Annotated in this window: 27 protein-coding genes and 1 pseudogene; 21 read left to right on the forward strand and 7 right to left on the reverse strand. The window is 70.1% G+C overall.

Going from position 1 to position 26082, the window contains the following annotated elements:
• Window positions 1-49 precede the first annotated feature (49 nt).
• Window positions 50-706 (forward strand): trimeric intracellular cation channel family protein, encoded by a 657-nt coding sequence (locus AC5DRG_RS36790; RefSeq protein WP_491803991.1) that lies wholly within the window; start codon window positions 50-52, stop codon window positions 704-706.
• Here AC5DRG_RS36790 and AC5DRG_RS36795 read toward each other — a convergent pair.
• Window positions 615-1838, reverse strand: coding sequence for an alpha/beta hydrolase (locus AC5DRG_RS36795; RefSeq protein WP_491803993.1), 1224 nt, complete (start codon window positions 1836-1838; stop codon window positions 615-617). The two genes, AC5DRG_RS36790 and AC5DRG_RS36795, sit on opposite strands and share 92 nt — an antisense overlap.
• A gap of 157 nt (window positions 1839-1995) precedes the next feature.
• On the opposite strand from AC5DRG_RS36795, the gene AC5DRG_RS36800 reads away from it, so the two are divergent.
• Window positions 1996-2856 carry a thioesterase family protein gene (locus AC5DRG_RS36800; protein ID WP_491803994.1) on the forward strand — a complete coding sequence of 287 codons (861 nt, stop codon included), beginning with the start codon at window positions 1996-1998 and terminating at the stop codon, window positions 2854-2856.
• A gap of 212 nt (window positions 2857-3068) precedes the next feature.
• Entirely contained in the window at window positions 3069-3446 is a 378-nt protein-coding gene (locus tag AC5DRG_RS36805; protein ID WP_491803995.1) for a hypothetical protein, read from the forward strand.
• A 98-nt stretch (window positions 3447-3544) separates the two neighbouring features.
• Here AC5DRG_RS36805 and AC5DRG_RS36810 read toward each other — a convergent pair whose 3' ends face one another.
• On the reverse strand, window positions 3545-4171 hold the full coding sequence (locus tag AC5DRG_RS36810; protein ID WP_491803996.1) for a TetR family transcriptional regulator: 627 nt from the start codon (window positions 4169-4171) through the stop codon (window positions 3545-3547).
• 133 nt (window positions 4172-4304) lie between these two features.
• Here AC5DRG_RS36810 and AC5DRG_RS36815 point away from each other — a divergent pair, with 133 nt between their 5' ends.
• The 4 genes from AC5DRG_RS36815 (at window position 4305) to AC5DRG_RS36830 (ending at window position 7344) form a co-directional block, all read left to right on the forward strand.
• Complete coding sequence (locus AC5DRG_RS36815) at window positions 4305-4469, forward strand: hypothetical protein (RefSeq protein ID WP_491803997.1); 165 nt, start codon at window positions 4305-4307, stop codon at window positions 4467-4469.
• A gap of 18 nt (window positions 4470-4487) precedes the next feature.
• A complete protein-coding gene (locus AC5DRG_RS36820; protein WP_491803998.1) occupies window positions 4488-4754 on the forward strand; it encodes a DUF4190 domain-containing protein in 267 nt (88 codons plus the stop codon).
• 130 nt (window positions 4755-4884) lie between these two features.
• Window positions 4885-6048 carry a cysteine desulfurase family protein gene (locus AC5DRG_RS36825; protein ID WP_491803999.1) on the forward strand — a complete coding sequence of 388 codons (1164 nt, stop codon included), beginning with the start codon at window positions 4885-4887 and terminating at the stop codon, window positions 6046-6048.
• Window positions 6049-6216: 168 nt separating this feature from the next.
• Window positions 6217-7344: an FG-GAP repeat domain-containing protein gene (locus AC5DRG_RS36830; RefSeq protein ID WP_491804000.1), complete on the forward strand. Its 1128-nt coding sequence runs from the start codon at window positions 6217-6219 to the stop codon at window positions 7342-7344.
• Window positions 7345-7420: 76 nt separating this feature from the next.
• Here AC5DRG_RS36830 and AC5DRG_RS36835 read toward each other — a convergent pair whose 3' ends face one another.
• Together AC5DRG_RS36835 and AC5DRG_RS36840 are read right to left on the reverse strand one after the other, a co-directional pair.
• The gene (locus AC5DRG_RS36835; protein ID WP_491804001.1) at window positions 7421-8992 is read right to left on the reverse strand and encodes a multicopper oxidase family protein; all 1572 of its coding nucleotides are present in this window, start codon (window positions 8990-8992) and stop codon (window positions 7421-7423) included.
• A gap of 213 nt (window positions 8993-9205) precedes the next feature.
• Window positions 9206-9880, reverse strand: a complete 675-nt coding sequence (locus tag AC5DRG_RS36840) for an N-acetylmuramoyl-L-alanine amidase (RefSeq protein ID WP_491804003.1) — start codon at window positions 9878-9880, stop codon at window positions 9206-9208.
• A gap of 60 nt (window positions 9881-9940) precedes the next feature.
• On the opposite strand from AC5DRG_RS36840, the gene mnmA reads away from it, so the two are divergent.
• A complete protein-coding gene (gene mnmA, locus AC5DRG_RS36845) occupies window positions 9941-11068 on the forward strand; it encodes a tRNA 2-thiouridine(34) synthase MnmA (protein ID WP_491804004.1) in 1128 nt (375 codons plus the stop codon).
• A 14-nt stretch (window positions 11069-11082) separates the two neighbouring features.
• Window positions 11083-11265 carry a hypothetical protein gene (locus AC5DRG_RS36850; protein ID WP_491804005.1) on the forward strand — a complete coding sequence of 61 codons (183 nt, stop codon included), beginning with the start codon at window positions 11083-11085 and terminating at the stop codon, window positions 11263-11265.
• 359 nt (window positions 11266-11624) lie between these two features.
• On the opposite strand, the gene AC5DRG_RS36855 is transcribed toward AC5DRG_RS36850, so the two are convergent.
• Together AC5DRG_RS36855 and AC5DRG_RS36860 are read right to left on the reverse strand one after the other, a co-directional pair.
• A complete protein-coding gene (locus AC5DRG_RS36855; protein ID WP_491804006.1) occupies window positions 11625-12404 on the reverse strand; it encodes an alpha/beta fold hydrolase in 780 nt (259 codons plus the stop codon).
• 61 nt (window positions 12405-12465) lie between these two features.
• Window positions 12466-12789 (reverse strand): DUF427 domain-containing protein, encoded by a 324-nt coding sequence (locus AC5DRG_RS36860; protein ID WP_491804007.1) that lies wholly within the window; start codon window positions 12787-12789, stop codon window positions 12466-12468.
• A gap of 86 nt (window positions 12790-12875) precedes the next feature.
• Here AC5DRG_RS36860 and AC5DRG_RS36865 point away from each other — a divergent pair, with 86 nt between their 5' ends.
• From AC5DRG_RS36865 to gatB, 11 genes and pseudogenes are all read left to right on the forward strand, one after another.
• Window positions 12876-13673 (forward strand): class I SAM-dependent DNA methyltransferase, encoded by a 798-nt coding sequence (locus AC5DRG_RS36865; RefSeq protein WP_491804008.1) that lies wholly within the window; start codon window positions 12876-12878, stop codon window positions 13671-13673.
• A pseudogene (locus AC5DRG_RS36870) lies at window positions 13655-13798 on the forward strand (LOG family protein); the annotation flags it as partial. The gene AC5DRG_RS36865 and the pseudogene AC5DRG_RS36870, both read left to right, overlap by 19 nt.
• Window positions 13799-13805: 7 nt before the next feature.
• Window positions 13806-14504 carry an SDR family oxidoreductase gene (locus tag AC5DRG_RS36875; RefSeq protein ID WP_491804009.1) on the forward strand — a complete coding sequence of 233 codons (699 nt, stop codon included), beginning with the start codon at window positions 13806-13808 and terminating at the stop codon, window positions 14502-14504.
• Window positions 14501-14902 carry a hypothetical protein gene (locus tag AC5DRG_RS36880; protein WP_491804010.1) on the forward strand — a complete coding sequence of 134 codons (402 nt, stop codon included), beginning with the start codon at window positions 14501-14503 and terminating at the stop codon, window positions 14900-14902. The genes AC5DRG_RS36875 and AC5DRG_RS36880 overlap by 4 nt, the downstream gene beginning before the upstream one ends.
• A 33-nt stretch (window positions 14903-14935) precedes the next feature.
• Entirely contained in the window at window positions 14936-15943 is a 1008-nt protein-coding gene (locus tag AC5DRG_RS36885) for a methionine synthase (RefSeq protein WP_491804011.1), read from the forward strand.
• A 15-nt stretch (window positions 15944-15958) separates the two neighbouring features.
• The gene (ligA, locus tag AC5DRG_RS36890; protein WP_491804012.1) at window positions 15959-18151 is read left to right on the forward strand and encodes an NAD-dependent DNA ligase LigA; all 2193 of its coding nucleotides are present in this window, start codon (window positions 15959-15961) and stop codon (window positions 18149-18151) included.
• A gap of 260 nt (window positions 18152-18411) precedes the next feature.
• Window positions 18412-20673 (forward strand): putative bifunctional diguanylate cyclase/phosphodiesterase, encoded by a 2262-nt coding sequence (locus tag AC5DRG_RS36895; protein WP_491804014.1) that lies wholly within the window; start codon window positions 18412-18414, stop codon window positions 20671-20673.
• 365 nt (window positions 20674-21038) lie between these two features.
• Entirely contained in the window at window positions 21039-21335 is a 297-nt protein-coding gene (gene gatC, locus AC5DRG_RS36900) for an Asp-tRNA(Asn)/Glu-tRNA(Gln) amidotransferase subunit GatC (RefSeq protein WP_018531282.1), read from the forward strand.
• Window positions 21336-21341: 6 nt separating this feature from the next.
• The gene (gatA, locus tag AC5DRG_RS36905) at window positions 21342-22841 is read left to right on the forward strand and encodes an Asp-tRNA(Asn)/Glu-tRNA(Gln) amidotransferase subunit GatA (protein ID WP_491804016.1); all 1500 of its coding nucleotides are present in this window, start codon (window positions 21342-21344) and stop codon (window positions 22839-22841) included.
• On the forward strand, window positions 22838-23080 hold the full coding sequence (locus AC5DRG_RS36910; RefSeq protein WP_491804017.1) for a hypothetical protein: 243 nt from the start codon (window positions 22838-22840) through the stop codon (window positions 23078-23080). Before gatA ends, AC5DRG_RS36910 begins: the two co-directional genes overlap by 4 nt.
• A 16-nt stretch (window positions 23081-23096) precedes the next feature.
• A complete protein-coding gene (gene gatB / locus AC5DRG_RS36915) occupies window positions 23097-24617 on the forward strand; it encodes an Asp-tRNA(Asn)/Glu-tRNA(Gln) amidotransferase subunit GatB (RefSeq protein ID WP_491804018.1) in 1521 nt (506 codons plus the stop codon).
• 70 nt (window positions 24618-24687) lie between these two features.
• Here gatB and AC5DRG_RS36920 read toward each other — a convergent pair whose 3' ends face one another.
• Window positions 24688-25473 carry an SAM-dependent methyltransferase gene (locus AC5DRG_RS36920; protein WP_491804019.1) on the reverse strand — a complete coding sequence of 262 codons (786 nt, stop codon included), beginning with the start codon at window positions 25471-25473 and terminating at the stop codon, window positions 24688-24690.
• Window positions 25474-25663: 190 nt separating this feature from the next.
• Between AC5DRG_RS36920 and AC5DRG_RS36925 the strand changes: the two genes are divergently transcribed.
• Window positions 25664-25969, forward strand: a complete 306-nt coding sequence (locus tag AC5DRG_RS36925) for a hypothetical protein (RefSeq protein ID WP_491804020.1) — start codon at window positions 25664-25666, stop codon at window positions 25967-25969.
• The last annotated feature ends 113 nt before the right edge of the window (window positions 25970-26082 follow it).

Here is a 26082-nt window from a genome sequence, read left to right on the forward strand (position 1 = left end):
GGCCCTTCCGTGCCGTCCAGCGAGCTGCCCTCACGGGTAGAACTGTCGGGTGCTCCAGCAACTGTTCAGCCCCACCGTCCAGCACACGCTCGACCTGATCGGGATCTTCGTGTTCGCGATCTCCGGCGCCCTGCTGGCCGTCCGCAAGAACTTCGACGTCTTCGGCATCGCCGTCCTCGCCGAGGTGACCGCGCTGGGCGGGGGGCTGTTCCGGGACCTGATCATCGGCGCCGTCCCGCCGGCCGCCTTCACGGACCTGGGGTACTTCGTCACCCCGCTGTTCGCCGCCCTCCTCGTCTTCTTCCTCCACCCGCAGGTGGAGCGCATCCAGGTCGGGGTCAACGTCTTCGACGCGGCGGGCCTCGGTCTGTTCTGCGTCACCGGCACGGTGAAGGCGTACGACTTCGGGCTCGGCCTCACCTCTTCGGCGGCCCTCGGCCTCGCCACCGCGGTCGGCGGCGGCGTCCTGCGGGACGTACTCGCCAACGAGGTGCCGTCCCTGCTGCGCTGGGACCGCGACCTGTACGCGGTCCCGGCGATCGTCGGCGCCACCCTGGCCGTCCTGTGCATCCGCTACGACGCGCTGAACGCGTTCACCAGCGGGCTCGCCGTCATCACCGCCTTCGCCCTGCGGCTGCTCGCGATGCGGTTCCACTGGCGAGCGCCGCGCGCGTGGAACCGCCGGTCGACGGTACGAGAGGAGTGACACCCGCACTACGTCCGCTACGACCATGAGCCTGGCCCATCTCCTCGGTGAGCCAGCGGAACGCCGGGACCACCTGGGGCCGCCACAGCGCCATCGTGTGGCCGCCCGCGCTGAGCGGCACGAACACCACGTGCACGGTCGTCGGCGCCTTCGCGCTCTGGTGGAGGGCGAGGGCGGCCTCGTAGCCGTCGCGCGGCTGGCCGGAGAGATAGAGCGCGACCCGGGGCGGGGTGCGGGCAGCGCGGAGCAGCAGGTACGGGTTGTTCTCGGCCCGCAGGCGCGGGTTCTGCGCGGGCAGCGAATTGCGTTCGCTGATCGGGTCGTTGTAGCCGGACAGGCTGACCGCGGCCCGGTACCGGTCGGGATGGGCGACGGCCAGCTTGACCGCGCAGTGCGCGCCCGCCGAGTATCCGGCGACGGCCCAGCCCCCGGGCGCCGCCTGGGCCCGGAAGTTGTCCATGACCATCTTCGGTACGTCCAGGCTGAGCCAGGTGTCGGCGTTGACCGTGCCCGGGATGTTGGCGCAGCCCGTGTCCACCCCGGCCAGCAGGTTGGTGCGCGGGGCGACCAGGATGAACGGCGCGATCTGGCCGTCGCGCACGAGCGGACGCAGCTGCTCCTCGGCGTGCAGCGACCCGAACCAGGCCTTCGCCGAGCCCGGATAGCCCGACAGCAGTTCCACGACGGGGAACTTGTGGTGCCGGTAGGCGGGTTGGTCGTACTGCGGCGGCAGCCAGACGTAGACCTCGGCGTTCACGCCCGACACCCGCCCCTTGAGCTGGGTGACGCGCACATCGTCGATCCCGGCCGAGGTGAATCTCTGCGTGACCCTGGGCAGTTGCCTGAGCGCGATGCCGCCGGTGCCGTCGGCCCCCAGATCGGCGGCCTGCTGGACGTGGTCGCCCGTGCCGAGGAGGTCGGCCCAGTTGTCGTAGAGATTGTTCTGGTTGTTGACCAGCACGAAGACCAGGGCGACGGCCGTGCCCTGGGCGAACAGCAGCATCAGCACCCGGGCCGCCGCTCGCAGGGCGCTGGGCCCCCGCATCCGGGACCACAGGATGAGCGGCAGCACGACCGCGACGACGGACAGCGCGATCAGGGTGTAGAGGAACGGCGTCCCGGTGAGGCTCATGTCCCTACAGAGGGGATGCGGGTGCCCCGGGTTTACGGACGAGTGCGGACACTTACCGAGAAATTGCCGGGGTCTCACCTGCGGAGTCGGCCGGGTGTTCACATGGCCGCAACGGCCAAAGCTACCGCTTAGTATTCTCTTGTTGTACCGTGCAGACATGCCAGAAGCAGCCTCCGCACCGGCCACGCGAGCCACGATCGGCGACAGCGAGTTCGACCGCGACACCGCACTCACCGCGCGCGAACCCGGCGTCTACGACATCGACCTCTCCGCCGGCTGGACCATCCTCAGCGCCGTCAACGGCGGCTACCTGCTGGCCGTCCTCGGCCGCGCCCTCGCGGAAGCCCTGCCGCACAGCGACCCGTTCACGATCTCCGCGCACTACCTGACCGCGTCCCAGCCGGGCCCCGCGGTCGTCCGCACGGACGTCGTCCGCACCGGCCGCACCCTGTCGACCGGCCAGGCCTCGCTCTTCCAGTACGACGACCAGGGCCGCGAAGTCGAACGCATCCGCGTCCTCGCCTCCTACGGCGACCTCGGCACGCTCCCCGACGACGTCCGTACGACCGCCAAGCCGCCCGCGATCCCGCCCATGGACCAGTGCTTCGGCCCCCAGGACGGGCCCGCCCCGGTCTCCGGCAGCTCGGCCATCGTCGACCGGCTGATGCTCAAGCTCGACCCCTCGACCCTGGGCTGGGCGCTCGGATCGCCGTCCGGCAGGGGCGAGATGAGGGCCTGGTTCGGCCTGGCCGACGGCCGCGATGCGGACCCCCTCTCGCTGCTCCTCGCCGTGGACGCGCTGCCCCCGACCGCCTTCGAGATCGGCCTCAAGGGCTGGGTCCCCACGGTCGAACTCACCGTCCACGTCCGCTGCCGCCCGGCCCCCGGCCCGCTCCGGGTCTCCATCACCACCCGCAACCTCGCCGGCGGCTTCCTGGAGGAGGACGCCGAAGTCTGGGACAGCGCCGACCGGTTGGTCGCCCAGTCCCGCCAACTCGCCCGCGTAAGGCTCGGTTAGGGCGGGAAGGGGCCGCGACGGCCCTTTCTGTCACGGGCTTGTACCAGCGAGTAGGCAGAGTGCGCATGTGAAAGTCCCTGGTCAGAGCGTTTTCTTGAGATCCTCTTTGCCTGATTGACAGGCGGGGAACAGTGGGTGCTCAACGAAGGCCTAAGTGCCGTTGATTGAGTTCCCTCCTCAGAACTCCCTCATCTGACCTGGAGTTGTTTCTCATGAACCGTGTGCGTCTCGTCCCCGCCGTGGCCCTCCTCGCCGTGTCGCCGCTGCTGCTCGTCGCCTGCGGCGATTCGGACGCCTCGTCGTCCACGAACACCGGCACCTCCTCGCAGGAGAGCTGTGCGGCGCCCTCCGGCATGCCGACCGGCAACGCGTCCGGCATGCCGAGCGGAGCCCCCTCCGGTGCACCGACGGGGGCGGCCCCGTCCGGCGCCCCCTCCGGCAACCCCTCGGGCATGCCGTCGGGCGGCCCCGGCGGCGGCCAGGGTGGTGGTCCCGGCGGGGGGCAGGGCGGCTGTGGTGGCGGCATGGGCGGCGGCCAGCCGAGCGGAGCCCCCTCCGGTGCACCGACGGCGGCGGCGACGAAGAGCTGACCCACGGCTCTCGTACGACAGGGGCGGCGCGCTCGGTGAACGGGCGCGCCGCCCCTGTGTGTTCGTAGGTCCGGGTCCGTACGCCCGGGCCGGGTACGTCAGTCGAGCCAGTGCCTGCGGCCGATGCTGATCAGCCGCATCTGCCGGGTCGCGACCTGGGCCACGCGCTCGCGCTCCGCTTCCGGCGCCTCCAGCGCTTCCAGGAACAACGAGGCGGTCATCAGCATCTGGTCGACGTAGAGGCCGGCGAGCATCAGTACGTCGTCGTCGGTCCACCCCTGCGACTGGGGGTCCTTGACCAGCTCGGCCTTCACCTCCTCGGTGAACCGGGCCAGTTGGTCGCGGATGGCCTCCCGCACCGGCTGGACGCCGCCGCTGCGCTCGCGGGCGATGAAGCGGACGTGGGCGGGGTGTGTCCGCACATGGTCGGTGATCAACTCGACGGCACGGACGATGCGTTCCTCGCTGCCCTCCGAGGAGGACACCGTCATCCGGATCATCGGATGCAGGCTGCCCAGCGCCTCCTCGACCAGCGCGACACCCAGGTCGGCCGTGGAACGGAAGTGCCGGTAGAAGGCGGTGGGGGCGACGCCGACGGCCCGGGTGACCTCGCGCAGACCCAGACTGCTCAGGCTCTGCTCCTCCAGCAGCTCCAACGCCGCGTCCAGGAACGCCTGTCGGGTCCTCTGCTTCTGTGCCTGCCGGATGCCGAGGGTGTGACTCATGCCATGCAGTTAACAACTGTTCTCTGTAATTGGAAAGCCGAGGGACGCGCTAGACTCAAGAGTCAGTGAACATCTGTAACTACAACCGTTCACCGAAACGTAACGAGAGGCATCTCGGAGGGGGATCCATCTCATGCTGTTCCTCGTCTTTGCACTCCTGCTGCTGGGTGTGGTCATGGGCACCGTCGCCCACGCGCCGTTCACCTTCACGATCGTCGCCGCGGCCGTCATCGCCGTCTGGCTCGGCATCTTCGCGCTCCGCGAGCGCCACGACCGCCGGCACGCGTCCGCCAACTGACCAGGGAGCTCATTCAGCATGCAACTCACCGCATCGGCCACCAGCCGAACCCGCACACGCGACGCCGACGGCATGGCCGTAGCGTCCTTCATCCTCGGCCTGGTGGGCCTCCTCGTCCTCAACGTCTTCCTGGGCCCGATCGCCATCGTGCTGGCAGCGGTGGCCCTCTGGCGCGGAACGGCCCGCCGAGGCCGCGCCTACCTGGGCCTGGCCCTGGGTGTAGCCGACTTCCTGGTGTTGGCGGCGTTCATGCAGGCGGACAGCACGATCTCGTGGAGCTTCTGAGCGGTACTGGAAACTGGGCTGCGCACCAGCATGCCTAAGGGGCGCGGGGAACTGCGCGACCAGCCCCCACCGGGCCCGCGGCGAACCAACTGCTTAGCCAACGCTGTGCCCCCGTAGAATCGGCGTCACCATGGCATACCTCGACCACGCCGCGACCACGCCGATGCTCCCCGAGGCGGTCGAGGCACTCACCGCGCACCTGGGCATCACCGGCAATGCCTCCGCCCTCCACGCAGCCGGCCGCCGCGCGAGGCGAACCGTTGAAGAGGCCCGTGAAACCCTCGCGGAAGCGCTCCGCGCCCGCCCCAGCGAGGTCGTCTTCACCTCCGGCGGCACCGAGGCCGACAACCTCGCGGTCAAGGGCCTGTACTGGTCCCGCCGCGACGCCGACCCGGCGCGCACCCGCGTCCTGGCCAGCCCCGTAGAGCACCACGCGGTCCTGGACGCCGTCCACTGGCTCGGCGAACACGAGGGCGCCACGGTCGAGTACCTCCCCGTCGACTCCTACGGCCGCGTCCACCCCGAGGCCCTGCGCGAGGCCATCGCCCGCAACCCCGACGACGTGGCCCTGGCCACCGTGATGTGGGCCAACAACGAGATCGGCACGGTGTTCCCGGTCCGTGAACTCGCCGACGTGGCACGGGAGTTCGACATCCCCCTGCACGCCGACGCCGTCCAGGCCTTCGGCCAGGTCCCCGTCGACTTCGCCGCCTCCGGGCTCGCCGCGATGGCGGTCTCCGGCCACAAGATCGGCGGCCCGTACGGCATCGGCGCGCTGCTGCTGGGCCGCGAGTACACCCCCGTACCCGTCCTGCACGGCGGCGGCCAGGAGCGCCACGTCCGCTCCGGCACCCTCGACGTCCCGGCCATCGCCTCCTTCGCGGTCGCGGGCCGACTCGCCGCCGAGCAGCGCGAGTGGTTCGCGCGGGAGATCGGCGCCCTGCGCGACAGCCTGGTCGAGGCGGTCCGTACGGCGGTTCCGGACGCGATCCTGGGCGGCGACCCGGCGGACCGCCTCCCGGCCAACGCCCACTTCACTTTCCCGGGCTGCGAGGGCGACTCCCTGCTCCTCCTGCTCGACGCCCAGGGCATCGAGTGCTCGACCGGCTCGGCCTGCACGGCCGGCGTCGCCCAGCCCAGCCACGTCCTCCTCGCCACCGGCACGGACCCGGACCTGGCCCGCGGCACCCTCCGCTTCTCCCTCGGTCACACCTCCACGGAGGCGGACGTGGAAGCGGTCGCCAAGGCGATCGGCCCGGCGGTGGAACGGGCGCGCGCGGCGGGGCTGACCTAGGTCGAGTGCGGTGGGGGTGATTGCCGTAGGGCTGAGTGCCGTAGGTCTGAGTGCCGTAGGTCCGAGCGTTTCAGTCAACTGTCGACACTCAAGGCCATTATATGGCTCAGCTGTCAATGTGCGTCCAAGGTGTCGACAGTAGGTGATGTGTCGGGCTACTTTCCTGCGATGCAGATGCCTCGGATCGTCCTGGCCGGCTGTGCCGTTCTGGCCGTGCTCGGCACCCTGACCGCTTCACCAGCCGCCGCCGCGAGCGTTTCCTGCGCCCCGGCGTACACCCCGCCGGCCACCTCGGCGACGGCCGGCACCAACACCCGTCACGTCGTCACCGCCGACCTGAACGACGACGGCACGCAGGACGTGGTCGCCGCCAACCTCGACGCCGACTCGGTGACCGTGCTGCTCGGCAACGGCGACGGGACGTTCGCCGCGGGCACCACCTACGCGGTCGGGACCCGCCCCTACCAGACCGTGGTCGCCGACTTCGACGGCGATGACAGTCCAGATCTCGCGGTCGCCGACTTCGGTGGGGCTCAGGTCAGCGTGCTGCTCAACGAGGGCGACGGCACCTTCGGCGCTGCGTCCGCCCTGGACGTCGGTGCCTCGCCGCGCGCCCTGGCCACCGGCGACCTCGACGGCGACGGTACGTCCGACCTCGTCGTCGCCGAGCAGGGCCCGAGCGCGGTGCGCGTGCTGCTGGGCAACGGCGACGGCACCTTCGACGACCAGGGCCAGACCGCCACGGGAAGCCAGCCGCACGGCGTCGTCATCGGCGACTTCGACGGCGACGGTGCGTTGGATGTCGCCACGGCCAGCGTCGGGAGCGCCGGGATCAGTGTCCTGTTCGGCGATGGCACGGGCGGGCTCGGCGCCTCGACCCAGTACGCGGCGACCTCCCGCCTCTACTCCCTTGCGGAGGGCGACTTCGACGGCGACGGCATCCTCGACCTGGCCACGGTGAGCAACGGGGCCAACGCCCTGGACGTGCTGCTCGGCAACGGCGACGGGACCTTCGGCGCGGCCACCACGTACGCCACCTCCGCGCTGCCCGTCGCCGTAGGCGCCGCCGACCTGGACGGCGACGGCATCACGGACGTCATGGTGTCCTCCCTGCGAGGCAACTCCGTCACGCTCTTCCAGGGCGCCGCGAGCGGTCAACTCGCCCTGCTCACCAAGCTGTCGGCCACCGGCGCCTACGATGCGACGGCGGCCGACCTGGACGGCGACGGCGTACGCGACCTGGCGGTGGCGAACAGTACCGAGGGACAGGTCGATGTGTTCAAGGGCTCCTGCTAGCGCCAGCCCCCTCAGCAGGCTGCCGCCGGCACTTCCACTGCCGGCGGCAGCCGTCCCAAGGGGCGACGGCCAGGTTCTAGCTTTCCGTCACCATGAGGGAGGCCATCATTCCCTCGTCCTCGTGCTGGAGCAGATGGCAGTGGAGCATGTACATGTACGTGTCGTCGGCGAAGTCGGTGAACTCCATCGCGATCACGATCTCGCCGCCACCGACGACTTCATAGGTGTCGCGCCAGCCGAGGTCGACCCCCGTGGGATCCTCCCCGTTGATCGAGATGAGCTGGTACGGCACGTCGTGCAGATGGAACGAGTGTTCCAGCTGACTGGCGTTGGTGATCGTCCAGATCTCCTTGGCGCCCAGCGTGGTGCTGATCATCGCCATGCTTTCCATGGTGAGTCCGGCCGTCCCGTTGATCTTCATGGTCGCGCCCGTGTTGCTGAGCGTGATCGTGCGGGCCGTGAAGTCGGTGGTGTCGTACCGGTCGATCGTGTTGAGGGTGCTCGGCAGGTCGTCCGGTGTGTCGGTGCCGCCCGCGCTGACGGTGAGGAAGTCGTAGGTGCCGGAGCCACCGCGGATCCAGCCGGTCGTGATGACGACCTGGAGAGTGACGTCCTCGGTGACATCCATGACGAACTCGGCGCGGGAACCGGCCACCAGCCGGATGGTGGTCACCTCGGTCGCTTCCGTCAGGTAGCCCTGCTCGGTGGCGATCTGGGTCAGGGTGCCGCCGTCGCTGCGCTGGATGGTGATGATGTCCGCCGGCGAGGCGTTGAGCGCCCGGAACCGGTTGCGGGTCTTGGTGGCGCTGAAGCCGAGGGTGGTGTCGTCGACGTTGGTGCCGTTCACCAGGACCGGGAAGCTGAGGCCGCTGGTGAGGTAGCCGGCCTGGTCGTACTTGATGTCGCCGGCGCTGTCGACGGCGAGGCACTGGAAGATCAGCGGGATGTCGTCGACGCCGTACTCGCTGGGCAGAGCGGCCGAGGTGTCCGTGTCGTCCTCGACGATGATCATGCCGGCCAGGCCGTGGACCGCCTGCTTTGCCGTGGTGCCCAAGGCGTGCGGGTGGTACCAGAGGGTCTTGGCCTCGTCCAGGACGGTGAAGGTGGGCGCCCAGGACGCCGCGGCGGCGAAGGCGTTCTGCGGGCCGCCGTCCATCGCGGGCGGGACGTGTGCGCCGTGGAAGTGGACGGTGGTCTCTTCGTCGAGGTTGTTGGTGATGTTCAGCAGGACCGTGTCGCCGTTGGTCCACTTCATGGTCGGGCCGAGGAACGACTGGTTGTAGCCGGACGTGGTGCTGGAGACGCCGCTGATCACCTCGGTCGTGCCGGTCTGGGTCGCCAGGGTGAAGGTGGTGGTGCCGTCGGTCGTGGTGCCTTCCAGCAGGTCCGGGATGTTCAGGGTGCCGTCGGCGGCGGCCGCCTTGTTGGTGTTGCCGTCGGTGAGGAGGGAGAAAGTCGCGCCGGCAGCTCCAACCGCGGCCAGCCCGACCCCGGCCATTCCGCCGAGGAACTTGCGCCGGTGCAGGCCCTTGCCGCTCCGGCTCCCGGTGATCTTCGTGTGCTCGGGCTTGCCGCTCTGATCGCGTCTGGCGTGGGCGCCCCTGCGCTGCTGCTCCTCGCCCGAGGCGGGATCTGTGGTGTGTGTCATGGCCACGGAGCTTTGGCCTAAGGGCTATGTAAGGACTGAGGCGAAAATAGGAGGGAGCCAGGGAGACTGTGCAAACACCTTGTGTAACTGCGTACGTCAACTCCCCTGAAGAAAAGCCAAGTTGGTAGGCCGCAGGTCAAGATCAGGGTGGGGGACACATCGGGCGGGTGGCTTTAATGAAACCTTCAGGAGAATGCGCTTACGTGACCTGCATCACACGGCCTGGGTGGTCTCCCGTACAAGCCGCAGATACCGGTCCCACTCCCAACCCGGCCCCGGATCCGTGTGATCGGTGCCCGGCACCTCCACGTGCCCGATGATGTGCTCCCGGTCGACGGGTATGCCGTACCGCGCGCAGATCCGGGCCGTCAGCCGCGCGGAGGCGGCGTACATCGCGTCCGTGAAGTCCTGTGGCCGGTCCACGAAGCCCTCGTGCTCGATGCCGACGCTCCGCTCGTTGTAGCCGCGGTTGCCCGCGTGGTACGCCACGTCCAGCTCGCGGATCATCTGCGTGATGTGCCCGTCCTTGCCCACGATGTAGTGCGCCGCGGCCCCGTGCCCCGGGTCCTGGAAGACCTTCACCGCACTGTCGAAACTGCCCTGCGTGACGTGGATGATCACGCGGTCTATGCCGTAGTCGTCGGGCCGGTCCGCCATCCGCCAGTTCGCCGAGGACGCCGTCACCCACTTCGCACCCGCGAAGTCGACCTCGCCCTCCTTGCGCGGCTTCGCCACGCCGGGCACCCGCCACCACAGCCGCCCCAGCTCGTCCCGCGCCAGCACCGCCGAGCCCGCCAACGCGGCCGCACCGCCGACGAGCAGGGCGCGCCGCCCGAGACGCCGGTCGCCGTCCTTCGGAGCCTTCCGCTCTGCCTTTCGTTCCCCCATGTGATCGAGAACGGATACTCGCGGGCTCCGGTTCCCGGCGCCCCGTACTCTTGAAGAGTTATGACTCACACCTCCTCGCAGCGCCCCCTCCGCGTACTGGCCGCCATGTCCGGCGGCGTGGACTCCGCCGTAGCCGCCGCCCGCGCGGCGGAAGCAGGCCATGACGTGACGGGCGTGCATCTCGCGCTCTCCGCGAACCCGCAATCGTTCCGCACGGGCGCGCGGGGCTGTTGCACGATCGAGGACTCCCGCGACGCCCGCCGCGCCGCGGACGTCATCGGCATCCCGTTCTACGTGTGGGACCTCGCCGACCGCTTCCGCGAGGACGTGGTGGAGGACTTCGTCGCCGAGTACGAGGCCGGCCGCACCCCGAACCCGTGCCTGCGCTGCAACGAGAAGATCAAGTTCGCCGCCCTGCTGGACAAGGCGCTGGCGCTGGGCTTCGACGCCGTGTGCACCGGCCACTACGCGAAGATCGTGGAGCACGGCGACGGCACGCGCGAACTGCACCGCGCGTCCGACATGGCGAAGGACCAGTCGTACGTCCTCGGCGTCCTGGACGAGAAGCAGCTCGCGCACGCGCTGTTCCCGCTCGGCGACACGCTGACGACGAAGGACGAGATCCGCGCGGAGGCCGAGCGCCGCGGCCTCGCGGTCGCCAAGAAGCCCGACTCGCACGACATCTGCTTCATCGCCGACGGCGACACCCAGGGCTTCCTCGCGGGCCGCCTGGGCAAGGCGGAGGGCGACATCGTCGACGAGTCCGGCACCAAGGTCGGCACGCACGAGGGCGCGTACGGCTTCACCATCGGCCAGCGCAAGGGCCTGCGCATCGGCACCCCGGCCGCCGACGGCAAGCCGCGCTACGTCCTCGACATCTCGCCGGTGGACAACACGGTGACGGTCGGCCCGGTGGCCGCCCTGGACGTCACCGCCCTGATCGCCATCAAGCCCCGCTGGTGCGGCACGGCCCCGTCCGGCCCCGGCACCTACACGGCCCAGCTCCGCGCCCACGGCGGCGAGACCGAGGTATCCGCCGAACTGATCGACGGCTCCCTGGAGGTCACCTTCACCGAGCCCGTCCGCGGTGTGGCACCGGGCCAGGCGATCGTCCTGTACGACGACACGCGCGTGGTGGGCTCGGCGACGATCGCGTCTACGGTGCGGGCGACCGCCGGGGTGGCGTAAGGCTCCGGGCGTAGGTGTGGCGCTTCACCAACGCCGAACTCCGCGCGCTCATCCGCCACTTCAGCCTCTACCGGCTGCGCAACGAGGACTTTGAGTTCCCGGACATGCTGGGCGCCGCCTACGAGAACCTGCTGGTGGAACTCGCGGCCGAGCGGCACGGCGACTTCCTGCGCTACGAGCCGGGTGACACCGACTGAGCCCAGTCCGGCACTGTCGGTACCGGGTGGCAGGAATGGCCGGTGAGCACAACCGTCCAGCAGGCGATCGCCGAGCTTCCGTTGCCCGGCAAGCCACCCGTTGTGCCGGGAGATGCGGCTCGTCCTGTCGGACGTCGACCGGCGGGAGAAGTGGTTCGCAGAAGAGGAACCACAACTGTGGCGTGGGAGGGCTCGGTAGGGCGATGGGCGTGGTGGCGATGCGCGGGCGGAAGCCAATGCCTTGGCTGCTCTGCGATTCCACTCAGACGGTGGGCGCCCCCGCTGAAAGGCTGAGGCAGGTGTGACTGCGGCCCTGACACGGCAATCAGTTGGCACCAGCGTTGCTTTCGCCGCACGCTTCACTGCGCGAAGAACTCCGCCAGCACCGGCGCCAGAACGGTCGGGTCCACCATGTGGGTCTGACTGGCGAGCGTCCTGTACTTGCCCTTGGGTACCGTCTCCGCGACCGCTCGCACCGCCTCTCGCAGCCACTGGGGACTCGCGCCGCCGGCGACCGCCAGGACGGGGACGGGGACCGAGGCCAGCCGGTCCCGGGGCACCAGGCCGTCACCCATCACGGCGGTGTCGTAGGCGAGGCTCGGCGCGATCGCCTCCATGCCGGCCCACATGGGGGACTGGCGGGCGCCCGCGATCATCTCCGGGGCCATGCCGGTGAGGGAGAGGAACAGCTCGACGGCGTCCCCGCGCCGCCCCTGCGCGAGGGCTTCGGTGAGCCGCTCGGTGTACTCGGCGCGCTCCTTCGCCCCGCCCCCGAAGTCGGCGAACGGCGTCTCGTACACGGCGACCCGGCCGACCGGCAGCCCGCTCGCCGCCGCCTCCAGCGCCAGCGCACCGCCCGACGAGATGCCGTAGAGCGCTGCGCCGCCGCCCGCCACGTCGATGAGCGCGGCGATGTCCTCGACCTCCCGAGCCACCGCGTACGGGGCCGTGTCACCGCTCTCGCCGCGGCCCCGGCGGTCGTACCAGATGACGCTGAAGCGGTCCGAGAGCGGCCCGGCCAGGGGCGCCACCGTGCCGCCCGTGGACATCGCGCCGCTCACGAGGATGACCGCCGGGCCCTGCCCTGTGCGTTCGTACGCGATCGGGGTGCCGTCGCGCGAAAGGATCTTCTTGTCCATACCTGTGGAGACTGCCGCAGGGTACGGAAATCATCGGTGAGGCGAGCGGCGAGTCAACCGATCACGACACTTCTGCTTCGTAGAAGCAAAGGTGGTCTTTGATCTCCGCCACCTCCGGCTTCGGGTCGGGGTACGCCCAGACGAGATCCGCCGCGTCCGGCAGGGACCAGTAGGACGCGGTGCCCTTGAAGGGGCAGTACGTGTGTGTCTCGGAGGGCGTCAGCAGGTCGAGGCGTACGTCCTCGGCCGGGATGTAGTACCGCACGGGACAGCCCGTCTCCTTCAGGACGAGCCCGCGGTCGGTCTCCGCCAGGACGTGGTCGCCGTGGACGACGCGTATGTGCTCGGTGCCCTGCTCGATGGTGATGCGGTGGCCTTCGGTCACGGTGGCGCCTCCTCGGGTAGCCGTCTGTGGAAGTACAGCGCACGCTGATGCCGTGTTCTTCCCCGTTCCTCACCGAAGGAGGCCCGATGCGAGCCGCGCCAGTGTCCGCCAACCGGAAGAGCCTCGCCCACCAGGCCAAGTACGTCCTGAACCACCCGGAACGGGTGCCCGCGCATGTACGCCGGGCCGCCCGGGACGCCTGGCTGCGGCTCAGACATCGGGACCACATCGCGTACTACCGGGCCGTCATGGCCTCCAACGTCGCGCGCGGTGCCGAGGCCGCGGTGGGCCACAACCCGTCGCCCGCGCGGTGGGCGGAGATCGGGGGGATGCAGTTCGACTACTTGGTCCGGCACGGGCTGAAGCCCCACCACAGGATGCTGGAGATCGGCTGCGGCAACCTGCGCGCGGGGCGCCTGTTCATCGACCATCTGGAACCCGGTCACTACTACGGGGTCGACATCTCGCCGGACATCCTGGTCGCCGCCAAGGACGTCCTCGTACAGGAAGGGCTCCAGGCGAAGCTGCCCCATCTGACGCTGGTCGCCGACCTCACCCTCGACTTCCTGCCCCACGCGCACTTCGACGTCGTCCACGCGCACAGCGTGTTCTCGCACTCGCCGCTGCCCGTCATCGAGGAATGCTTCGCACACGTCGGCCGCGTTCTCGCACCGGGCGGCTTCTTCGACTTCACCTTCGACCGGACGGAGAGCAGGGAGCACCAGGTGCTGCACGAGGACTTCTACTACCGCACGTCAACGCTCGTCTCCCTGGCCGCCGAACACGGCCTGTCGGCCCGTCTCATGGATGACTGGGAGCAGTTGCCGCACGCCCAGTCGAAGATCCGTGTGACCGCGAGGTCGGGGGCTTCTACGACGGTCTGAAGACTCAGTTCCGCCGGACGGAGGACGAGGGCTTCCTGCCCCTCCCCCGGACCGACCTGGTGTTCTTCGCGGAGGAGCCGGTGGGGGCGCCGGCGTACCTGGAGGAGTCGCGGGGAACCCGGTGATGCGAGCATGGCGGGCATGGCTACACATGTGATCACCGGAGCCGGTTCCGGCATCGGCGCCGCCGTCGCCCGTCGCCTCCACGCGCGCGGGGACGAACTCGTCCTCCACGCGCGCGACGCGGGCCGCGCGAAGGAACTGGCGGGGGAGTTCCCCGGTGCGAAGACGCTGGTGGGCGACCTGGCGGACCCGGACAAGCTCTCCTGGGCCTTCTCACACCAGAGCCTGCCGGACCGCGTGGACACGCTGCTGCACATCGCGGGCGTGGTCGACCTCGGCCCGGTCGGCGAGCTGACCCCCAAGTCCTGGCGCCACCAGCTCAACGTCAACCTCATCGCCCCCGCCGAGCTGACCCGCCACTTCCTGCCCCAACTCCGGGTCGCCCAGGGCCACGTGGTGTTCGTCAACTCGGGCGCAGGCCTCCACGCCCACGCCGATTGGTCCGCGTACGCGGCGTCGAAACACGGCCTCAAGGCCCTGGCCGACTCCCTCCGCCAGGAGGAACACCCCAACGGCATCCGCGTCACCTCGGTCTACCCCGGCCGCACGGCCAGCCCGATGCAGGCCAAGGTCCACCAGCAGGAGGGCAAGGAGTACGACGCGTCGAAGTGGATCGACCCCGAGTCGGTGGCGACGACGATCCTGACGGCCGTGGACCTGCCGAGGGACGCGGAGATCAACGATGTGACGGTCAGGCCGGGAAGGTGACCGAGCCGGCGCGGTGGAGGAGGGCGAGCGGTGCCGAGGTCCGGGAATGGCTCGACGAGGCGTGGGGGCGCACCCAGGCCGCGGTCATCCTCGCAGGCGGTGACGGCGGCGGACCGCTCGCCAAGCGCGGGATCCTCGGTGAGGTGTTCGACCCCGAAGACCTCGCGGAGCTGCGCTCCCTCACCACGACCGGCGAGTTCGCGGACGACATCTGCCGTTGCCACGGCAGCGTGACCGTCGCCCTGCTCGATATGGACGCCGAGTTCATCGGGAGTGGCAGCGTGCACGGGGCGACGGACGTCGCTTGGGAGCGGGGCCGTTTCCGGAACAACCTGGAGGTCGCGGCCCCGGAGCGGCTGGTCGCCTTCCTGGAGCGGCACGGGATCCGCATGCGTTGAAGCCGTGGCCTGGGGGTTACGTACGCTTCGGGGGTGAGCAACAACAGCCAGTTCAGCTTCGGCCCCGCCACCGGCGTGGGTTCCCTGCCCGGCGGTGACGCCCGCGAGGCCGCCAAGACCGCGACCGGGTCATTCGAGCACTTTCCGTTCCTCCCCGAGCTGCCCGCCCGGGGCCCCGGCGCGGACATGATCGGGCGGACCGCCGGGATGCTCGTCGAGCTGTACGCGCGCGTGGAGCCCAGCGGGTGGCGGATCGGTGACCGGCCCGGGCGGGACACCAGGCGGGCATGGTCGTGGCTCGGTGAGGACCTCGACGCGCTGGAGGAGTTCACACAGGGATACGAGGGCCCGCTGAAGGTACAGGCCGTCGGCCCCTGGACCCTCGCCGCCAACCTGGAGTTGAGGAACGGCGAGGTGTCCCTCTCCGACACCGGCGCCTGCCGCGACCTCGCCGGTTCGCTAGCCGAGGGGCTCCGCCTCCACCTCGACGAGGTCCGGCGGCGCATCCCCGGAGCCCAACTCGTCCTCCAGCTCGACGAGCCGTCCCTCGTCGCCGTACTGCGCGGCCAGGTGAAGACCGCCAGCGGCTACCGCACCCACCGGGCCGTGGACCGCCAGGTGGTCGAGGCCACCCTCCGGGACGTCGTCGGGGTTCACGCGGACGGCCCGGTCGTGGTCCACTCGTGCGCACCGGACGTCCCGTTCGCCCTGCTGCGCCGGGCGGGCGCGGACGCGGTCTCCTTCGACTTCTCCCTCCTCACCGAGCGTGACGACGACACGATCGGCGAGGCGGTGGAAGGCGGTACCCGCCTCTTCGTCGGTGTCGTGCCGGGCACGGACGGCCCGTTGTCAGACCCTGCCGGTAGCGTCATGGGTGTCAGAACGCTGTGGCGCAGGCTGGGGCTGCAACCGGGACTTCTCCCGGAGGCGGTCACGGTCACCCCGGCGTGCGGACTCGCGGGGGCTTCCCCGCAGTACGCGCGCCAGGCTCTCGCCCACTGCGTCCGGGCGGCGAGATCCCTCGCGGACAACCCTGAGTAACGGGAGGACAACACGGTGGCCGGCGACAAGCAAGCGGAGACGACGGTGCCCGCGGAGGCACGGGAGCAGCACGCGCAGCTCGCTGAGCAGATCGAGGAGCACCGCTTCCGGTACTACGTGAACGACGCTCCGGTCGTCAGCGACGCGGAGTTCGACAAGCTCCTGCGCTCACTCGAAGCACTGGAGGAGGAGTACCCCGAGCTGCGTACGCCCGACTCGCCGACCCAGAAGGTCGCGGGGGCCTACGAGACGGACTTCACGTCGGTCGAGCACCGCTCCCGGATGCTCTCCCTGGACAACGCCTTCGACGACCTGGAGCTGGCGGCCTGGGCCGAGCGCGTCCACAAGGACGTCGGCACCTCCGACTACCACTTCCTCTGCGAGCTCAAGGTCGACGGCCTCGCCGTCAACCTCACGTACGAGCACGGCCGTCTCACGCGCGCGGCGACCCGCGGCGACGGCCGCACGGGCGAGGACATCACGCCCAACGTCCGTACGATCGCGGAGATCCCGGACCGGCTGACCGGCGACCGCGTCCCGGACCTCGTCGAGATCCGCGGCGAGGTCTACTTCCCGATGGACAAGTTCGAGGAGCTCAACGCCCGCCTGGTCGAGGCAGGCGACAAGCCCTTCGCCAACCCGCGCAACGCGGCGGCCGGTTCACTGCGCCAGAAGGACCCGCGCGTCACCGCCACCCGCCCGCTGCACATGGTCGTCCACGGCATCGGCGCCCTGGAGGGCTTCGAGGCCCTCAGCCGGCTCTCCGGGGCCTACGAGCTGCTGCACGGTTGGGGCCTGCCGACGACGCAGTACGCCAAGGTGGTCGACGACCTCGACGGCGTACGGGAGTTCATCGCGTTCTACGGGGAGAACCGCCACTCCGTGGAGCACGAGATCGACGGAGTCGTCGTCAAGCTCGACGAGATCCCCCTCCAGGGACGGCTCGGCTCCACCTCACGCGCACCGCGCTGGGCGATCGCCTGGAAGTACGCGCCCGAGGAGGTCAACACCAAGCTCATCAACATCCGCGTGGGCGTGGGACGTACGGGCCGGGTCACGCCGTACGCCCAGGTCGAGCCGGTCACGGTCGCCGGTTCGGAGGTCGAGTTCGCGACGCTCCACAATCAGGACGTCGTCAAGGCCAAGGGCGTGCTCATCGGCGACACGGTGGTGCTGCGCAAGGCCGGTGACGTCATCCCCGAGATCCTCGGGCCGGTCGCCGACCTGCGCGACGGCAGCGAGCGGGAGTTCGTGATGCCGGCCGAGTGCCCCGAGTGCGGTACTCCGCTGCGGCCCATGAAGGAAGCCGACGTCGACCTGCGCTGCCCCAACGGGCAGTCGTGCCCGGCCCAGTTGAGAGAGCGGCTGTTCTATCTCGGCGGGCGCAAGTGCCTCGACATCGAGAACTTCGGGTACGTCGCCGCAGCCGCGCTCACCAAGCCGCTGGAGCCGGCCGATCCGCCGCTCGTCGACGAGGGCGACCTCTTCGACCTCACCATCGAGCAGTTGCTGCCCATCAAGGCGTACGTCCTGGACCAGGACAGCGGGCTGCCCAAGCGGGACCCGAAGACGGGCGAGGAGAAGATCGCCACCGTCTTCGCCAACCAGGAGGGCGAGCCCAGGAAGAACGCGGTCGCGATGCTCGCCAACATCGCCGCCGCCAAGGACCGTCCGCTGGCCCGGATCCTCACCGGTCTGTCGATCCGGCACGTCGGTCCGGTCGCCGCCGAGGCACTGGCCCGTGAATTCCGCTCGATCGAGCGCATCGAGCAGGCCTCCGAGGAGGAGTTGGCGACCACGGACGGGGTCGGTCCGATCATCGCGGCCTCGCTCAAGGAGTGGTTCGCGGTGGACTGGCACCAGGAGATCCTCCGCAAGTGGCGTGCGGCCGGTGTCCGTACGGAGGACGAGGGGGCCGGCGAGGACGAGGGTCCGCGTCCGCTCGAAGGGCTCACCGTCGTCGTCACCGGCACGCTCGAACACTTCACGCGGGACGGCGCCAAGGAGGAACTGCAGAGCCGGGGAGCGAAAGTGACCGGTTCTGTTTCGAAGAAGACGTCTTTCGTCGTTGTGGGTGACAATCCTGGTTCGAAGTTCGACAAGGCGATGCAGCTCAAGGTGCCCGTCCTGAACGAGGACGGCTTCAACGTCCTGCTCGCACAAGGGCCGGAGGCGGCTACCGAAGTGGCGCTTCCAACAGAGGAGTAGCGGTTGAAGGCCACCCGTTCGGCGCATACCAGATGCATACGGGTGGCCAGGACCCATTCGGGCAACCGTCTACGACCGCTGCCCGTGGAAGCCTTCTGCGGCCTACTGTTGAGATGTGCGCCTGCCGTGCCCAGCTGCGGTTGGGGCAACCCCTTGCTCCTGAAGAGCCGGGGGAAGGGTTTTCCCAACGCGGTGCCGTTGACGGATGTCGGGCGACGGACCGCGTGGCGTGGGCACCGCCGGCTGTGAGAGGGACGGGAATGGAACCGACCGAGAGCGCCGCCCCGTACTCACGGCTGCGCCTGCGCCGGATAACCGGCGCCTGGCGGGAGAGCCGCTGGGCCAAGCGGGCTTCGGAGCGTCCGGGCGTGGAGGGGCGCGCCACCGGACAGTTCACCACCGGACAGCGCACCGCGGACGGACCGGGCTCCGGCCGGCTCACCGCCGAGCACGCTTCCGGCGCCGAGGAACAGGACTCCGCACGACATCTGACCTGGCCCGCGCTGCCCGCGGCGGTCGTCGCGGCGGCCGGGTTCGTCCTGGGCGCCGGTTTCTACCGGGCGTTCAGCGGCGGCCACGCGCTCTTCCCGTCCGGCACCGCGGGCTGGTCCCTGGCCGTCCTCACCGGCATCATCGTCGGCCACCTGGTCGCGCTCGGCCGCGCCCGCTGGTGGGGCGGCACCGGCTCCGGCGCCGCCCTCACCCTCGCCGTCCTGCTGCTCTACGGCTGGGTGCCCGCCGGAATGGTCAGCCTCACCGTCGTCGTACTGGTCGGCGTGGCCCGCCGCAACCGCTGGCGGCCGGGCGTGCTGCACGGCGCGGTGGACATCCTCGGCATCTGCGCCGGGGAGTTGGTGCTGTTGGCCTTCGGACTGCACCCCTCCGTCGAGCAGCCCTGGAACCCCGAGACCTGGAGCCCTTACACCGTCCCCCAGGTGATCCTGGTCGCGGCCGCCTATCTCGCGGTCACCCGCACCCTGTTGTGGTATCTGCACGCCCCGCGCGCGGGTGGACTGCCCACGGTCGCCCGCACCGCCCTCGTCCGACAGGGCCTGGTCGTGGTCGCGTTGCTCGGCATCGCACCCCTGGTCTGTGTGGTCGCCATCGCCCAGCCGGTGCTGCTGCCCCTGTTCTCCATCCCGCTCATCGCCCTCGACTCCACCCTGTGGATGGCCCGCGCGCGGGCGGAAGAGCAGCTGCGCGATCCACTGACCGGGCTGCCCAACCGGCAGTGGCTGCAGGAGCGGATCTGGACGGCCCTGGACGACGCGGAGCGCATCGGCGCCCGCTCCGCCCTGATGCTGATCGACCTGGACCGCTTCCGCTCGGTGAACGACACGCTGGGGCACCTGGCCGGCGACCGGCTCCTGCTCCAGATAGCGGACCGGCTGCGGGTGGCGCTGCCGCGCGGGGCGGAGGCCGCGCGGCTCGGCGGTGACGAGTTCGCCGTTCTGCTGCCCGTCGCCGACTCCACGACGTCCGCGACCCGGGTCGCCCGCGCGCTGGTCGCCGCGCTCAGCTCGCCGCTCGACCTCGACGGACTCACCCTCGTCCTGGAGGCCAGCGCGGGCGTCGCCGTCTTCCCGGACCACGCCCTCGACGCCGAGGGGATGCTGCGGCGGGCCGACGTCGCGATGTACCAGGCGAAGCGGGACCGTACGGGCGTAGAGGTCTACGAGTCCAAGCGGGACTCGAACACACCTGACCGGCTCGGACTGCTCGGCGATCTGCGCCGGGCGCTCGACGCGCACGAGGTCGAGCTGCACTACCAGCCGAAGGTCCGCTTCGACGGGCAGGTGGCCGGCCTTGAGGCCCTGGTCCGGTGGGTGCACCCGGAGCGCGGGAAGGTGCCGCCGGACGAGTTCATAGCGATCGCCGAGTCGTCGGGCCTCATGCCTCATCTCACGGAGTACGTGCTGGACACGGCGCTCGCGCAGGTCGCCAAGTGGCGGGCGCAGGGGCTGTTCGTGCCGGTGGCCGTCAATGTGTCCCCGCGCGATGTGCACACCCCGGGTTTCGCCGGCTCGGTCGCCGCGCGGCTGGCCCGGCACGGGGTTCCGGCGGGGTCGCTCCAGCTGGAGATAACCGAGCATGTGCTCCTGGAGGACCCGCAGCGGGCCGCCGACACGCTCGCCGGGCTGACCGGGCACGGGGTGAAGATGTCGCTGGACGACTTCGGCACGGGGTATTCGTCGCTGGTGCATCTACGGCGGCTGCCGGTCAGCGAGTTGAAGATCGACCGCTCGTTCGTGGCGCGGCTCGCGGTGGACAACGAGGACTCGGAGATCGTGCGCTGCACGGTGGACCTGGCCCATTCGCTGGGGCTCCTCGTGGTCGCCGAGGGCGTCGAGGACGACGAGACGTGGGAACGGCTGCGCGATATGGGTTGTGACGCCGTTCAGGGCTGGCTGGTCGCCGCGGCGATGCCTCCGGCGGAGACGACCGCGTGGCTCCGGGCCAGGGGGTCGCGGGGGTGGCAGCGGCCCAGGGCGGCCCTGCCGGCCGCAGCGACCGACGAGTAGTTCACCCACCCGCCTGCCCGTTCAACTCGGGTGAGGAGTGGGCCCCGCCCGTGGGACGTCCCGCCGTCGGCGTCCGCAGGTCTCAGACAGCTGCCGACGCCGCGGACCTGCTCCGCGGTCCGCCGCCAGGCCACCCGCCGCGTCCCCGCAGCCTGCCGCCCGGCCGTTCGCTGTACGCCCGCACACCGTCGCCAGGCCCTCCGGCGCACCACCCCGTACACCGCCGCCCGGCCCTCCGCCGCACGACCCCGCACCCCGCCACCCGGCCCCTCATCCCATGCCATGCGAAACCGTTTAACGGCCACAGCCCCCCGCCCCCTAGGATTGGGCCCAAACCACACTCACTCACCCCAGAGGATCGCTGCATGCCTGGCATCACGCGCGAGGAGGTCGCCCACCTCGCACGGCTGGCGCGTCTGGAGCTGAAGCCCGAAGAGCTTGACCACTTCGCGGGACAGCTGGACGACATCATCGGCGCGGTCGCCCGCGTCAGTGAGGTCGCCGACCAAGACGTGCCGCCGACCTCTCACCCGCTCCCGCTGACGAACGTCATGCGGGCGGACGAGGTCCGTCCGTCGCTCACCCCCGAGCAGGCGCTCTCCGGCGCCCCGGCCCAGGAGCAGCAGCGTTTCAAGGTGCCGCAGATCCTGGGGGAGGACTAAGACACCATGACGGACACCCACATCATCAAGCTCACGGCCGCCGAGACCGCCGCGAGGATCGCGTCCGGCGAGCTCACCGCGGTGCAGGTCACCGAGGCCCACCTCGCCCGTATCGAGGCCGTCGACGAGAAGGTGCACGCCTTCCTGCACGTCGACCGCGAGGGCGCGCTGGCCCAGGCCCGTGCCGTCGACGCGAAGCGGGAGCGGGGCGAGAAGCTCGGCCCGCTGGCCGGCGTCCCGCTCGCGCTCAAGGACATCTTCACCACCGAGGGCATCCCGACCACCGTCGGTTCCAAGATCCTCGAAGGCTGGATCCCGCCCTACGACGCGACCCTCACCAAGAAGCTGAAGGCCGCCGACGTCGTCATCCTCGGCAAGACCAACATGGACGAGTTCGCCATGGGGTCCTCCACCGAGAACAGCGCGTATGGCCCGACCGGCAACCCCTGGGACCTCACCCGCATCCCCGGTGGCTCCGGCGGTGGCTCGTCCGCCGCCCTCGCCTCCTTCCAGGCGCCCCTCGCCATCGGCACCGACACCGGCGGCTCCATCCGCCAGCCGGCCGCCGTCACCGGCACGGTCGGCGTCAAGCCGACGTACGGGGCGGTCTCCCGCTACGGCATGGTCGCGTTCTCGTCCTCCCTCGACCAGGGCGGGCCCTGCGCCCGTACGGTCCTGGACACGGCGCTGCTGCACGAGGTCATCGCCGGGCACGACCCGCTCGACTCCACCTCGATCGACGCCCCGGTCCCGCCGGTCGTCGAGGCCGCCCGTAACGGCAGCGTCGAGGGCATGCGCGTCGGCGTCGTCAAGCAGTTCCGTGGCGAGGGCTACCAGGCCGGCGTCATCCAGCGCTTCGACGAGTCCGTCGCCCTCCTCAAGGGGCTGGGCGCCGAGATCGTCGAGCTGGACTGCCCGTCCTTCGACCTGGCGCTCTCCGCGTACTACCTGATCGCGCCCTCGGAGTGCTCCTCCAACCTCGCCCGCTTCGACGGCCTGCGCTACGGCCTGCGGACCGGCGACGACGGCACGCACTCCGCCGAGGAGGTCACCTCCCTCACCCGTGAGGCGGGCTTCGGCCCCGAGGTCAAGCGCCGCATCATGCTCGGCACCTACGCCCTGTCCAGCGGCTACTACGACGCCTACTACGGCAGCGCCCAGAAGGTCCGTACGCTCATCACGCGGGACTTCGAGAAGGCGTTCGAGCAGGTGGATGTGATCGTCTCCCCGACCACGCCCACCACCGCCTTCCCGATCGGCGAGCGCGCCGACGACCCGATGGCGATGTACCTCGCGGACCTCTGCACCATCCCGACCAACCTGGCCGGCAACGCCGCCATGTCGCTGCCCTGCGGCCTCGCGCCGGAGGACAACCTCCCGGTCGGGCTGCAGATCATCGCCCCGGCGCTGAAGGACGACCGCCTGTACAAGGTCGGAGCCGCCGTCGAGGCCGCCTTCGTGGAAAAGTGGGGGCACCCGCTGCTAGAGGAGGCTCCGTCGCTGTGAGCAAGGCACTGTCCAAGGCCAAGGGCTTCAAGAAGTCCAAGTCCGGTACGTACCTGTCCATGGCCACCACCGTGTTCGGTGCCGTCGGTGTCGCGAAGCAGGTCAAGAAGGCCCGCCTCGAGAACGACACGCTGCGACTGATCGACGCGGCCGTGTCCGCCGCCGCCATCGTCACCGGCCTCGCCATCCTCTACCGCGAGCTGAAGCGGCTGGGCGACGACGACGTCCTGCTGGGCTGAGAGGGAAGTTTTCACCGTGACCACCACGACCGACATCGACCTGGTGTCGTACGAGGACGCGCTGGCGTCGTACGACCCTGTCATGGGTCTCGAAGTCCATGTCGAACTCGGCACCAGGACCAAGATGTTCTGCGGCTGTTCGACCGAGCTGGGCGCCGAGCCCAACTCGCAGACCTGCCCGACCTGCCTCGGCATGCCCGGCGCACTCCCCGTCGTCAACGCGATCGGCATCGAGTCCGCCATCAAGATCGGTCTCGCGCTGAACTGCGAGATCGCCGAGTGGTGCCGCTTCGCCCGGAAGAACTACTTCTATCCGGACATGCCGAAGAACTTCCAGACCTCCCAGTACGACGAGCCGATCGCCTTCAACGGCTACCTCGACGTACAGCTGGAGGACGGCGAGACCTTCCGCGTGGAGATCGAGCGCGCCCACATGGAGGAGGACACCGGCAAGTCGCTGCACGTCGGCGGCGCCACCGGCCGAATCCACGGCGCGTCCCACTCGCTGCTCGACTACAACCGCGCCGGCATCCCCCTCATCGAGATCGTCACCAAGCCGATCGAGGGCGCCGGCGAGCGCGCTCCCGAGGTCGCCAAGGCGTACGTCGCCGAGCTGCGCGAGCTCATCAAGGCGCTCGGTGTGTCGGAAGCCCGCATGGAGCAGGGGCAGATGCGCTGCGACGTGAACCTGTCGCTGCGTCCGCACGGCCGCGAGAAGTTCGGTACGCGCTCCGAGACCAAGAACGTCAACTCGCTGCGTTCCGTGGAGCGCGCCGCCCGCTTCGAGATCCAGCGGCACGCCGCCGTACTCGGCAGCGGTGGCACGATCATCCAGGAGACCCGGCACTTCCACGAGGACACCGGGTCGACGACCTCGGGCCGCGTGAAGGAAGAGGCCGAGGACTACCGGTACTTCCCCGAGCCGGACCTGGTTCCGGTGGCCCCCTCGCGCGCGTGGGTCGAGGAGATCCGGGCCGGTCTGCCGGAGCTGCCGCTGGCCCGCCGCAACCGCCTCGTGGCGGAGTGGGGCATCTCGGCCTTCGACATGCAGTCGATCCTCAACGCCGGTGCGCTGGACCCGATCGTCGCCACGATCGACGCCGGTGCCGACGCCGCCTCCGCCCGCAAGTGGTGGATGGGCGAACTGGCGCGCAGCGCCAACGAGTCCGCCAAGTCGCTGGACGAGCTGGCCATCACGCCCGCGCAGGTCGCGCGCGTCACCGAGCTGGTTTCGAAGGGCGATCTGAACGACAAGCTGGCCCGCCAGGTCATCGAAGGCGTCCTCGCCGGCGAGGGCACCCCGGACGAGGTCGTCGACAAGCGCGGTCTGAAGGTCGTCTCCGACGAGGGCGCGCTCACCACCGCCGTCGAGGAGGCCATCGCCGGCAACCCGGGCATCGCCGACAAGATCCGCGGCGGCAAGGTGGCCGCGGCCGGCGCCCTGGTCGGCGCGGTCATGAAGGCCACACGCGGCCAGGCGGACGCGGCCCGCGTCAAGGAACTGATCCTGGAGAAGCTGGGCGTCAGCGAAGGCTGAGGCCAGGCTCCGCACTCCGTACAAACCCCTGGGGGACGCGTCGATGGTGGCGCGTCCCCCAGGGGCGTTTTCAGATACGGCGGCCCACGACCCGTACGAATCCGAGGGTTTGGCCCCTGTCGGCGCGTACCAGCTCCACCGAGTCGCGGGCCATGTCCGCCATGAACTCCTCGGTGCTCTCCTCGGCGCAGACCTCGCTCCACAGCAGCCAGTCACGCCAGCCGTCGGTGAGCCAGTCGGCGGTCTCGACCTCGACCGCCCCGGTGCGTGTCCAGTTCCGCCGCCACCAGTCGGCGGTGTGGAACGCCCAGAAACCGGGGTCCCAGAACGGCTTGAGGTGCTCCGGCGGCTCGACGCCCGTCAGCTCCTCGCGGAGTGCCGGCATGGCGACACCGATCCGCCCGCCCGGCTTCAACAGCCGGGTGAGGGTGGGCAGGTAGAGATCGTTCGTGCCGAAGTACTGGTACGCGTCGATGCTCACGATCGCGTCGAAGGTGCCGTCCCCGAAGGGCAGGTCGTGTGCCTCGACGGACACGGGCAGGACGCGGTCCGCGACGCCGGCCTCGGCGATGCGGCGCGCGTTCTTCTCGGGCTGGATCCACAGGTCGGCCGCGGTGACCTGGACGTCGTACTCCTTGGCGAGGAAGACGGAGGTCATGGCCTTGCCGCAGCCCAGGTCGAGCACACGGGCGCCCGCCGGGAGGGTGTCGAGCCCGAGGGCGGGGGCCAGCCATTCCAGCAGCCACAGCGCGTGCGGGCCCATCTGGTTGTCGATGGTCCAGCGCGCGTCGTACTTACTGCTGCGCGGATAGCGCGAGTGGGCCAGTCGGCCGGTCAGGTCGGTGATGTCGGACATAGGTGAACGGGCTCCTTGGGTCCTGGGAAGAGGATCGGTTCGCGTAGGAGCTCGGTCGGACCTTCAAACAATGCACCTGCTCGGGTCGGCGGCGACGGGCCGCGGGACTGCGGACGACGCGGGGAAGCTAGCAGCGGCGGTCCGTCCCCCGCATCCGATTTCTCAGGTGGAGGCGCTACGCTCGCCCGCCATGAGTGGACGTGGTGATTCCGAGATATCCGAACTGGGGGAGGACTTCGGGGACTCGGCACAGGAAGCGCGGCGGGCCCGCTGGACGGCGACCGGTGTCGGGGCGCTGCTGACCTTGGCGGGCCTGGCCGCTTCGGTGCTGCGGGTCGCCGGCTCCTCGCCCACGCTCGTCCCGGCCGCCTATGCCCTCGGAGCCGCCGTGTGCGGGCTCGCGGCGGTGCTGGGGTCGCGGGGGCGGACCCGGCGGGCTCTGTGGCTGCTGATCGTCGGGGTGACGGTGATGGCGTTCGGCGATCAGTTCGACTGAGGCGACAGAGCCATCGTTATTGTCCTGTGACGTGCCTCGCACTCCTGTGAATAAGGGCACGTACGAGGTAAACGATCAAAATTGCCTGCAAGAGTGGTCTCGCATCGCTCATG

It is taken from the genome of Streptomyces sp. JLBG701 (assembly GCF_058544905.1).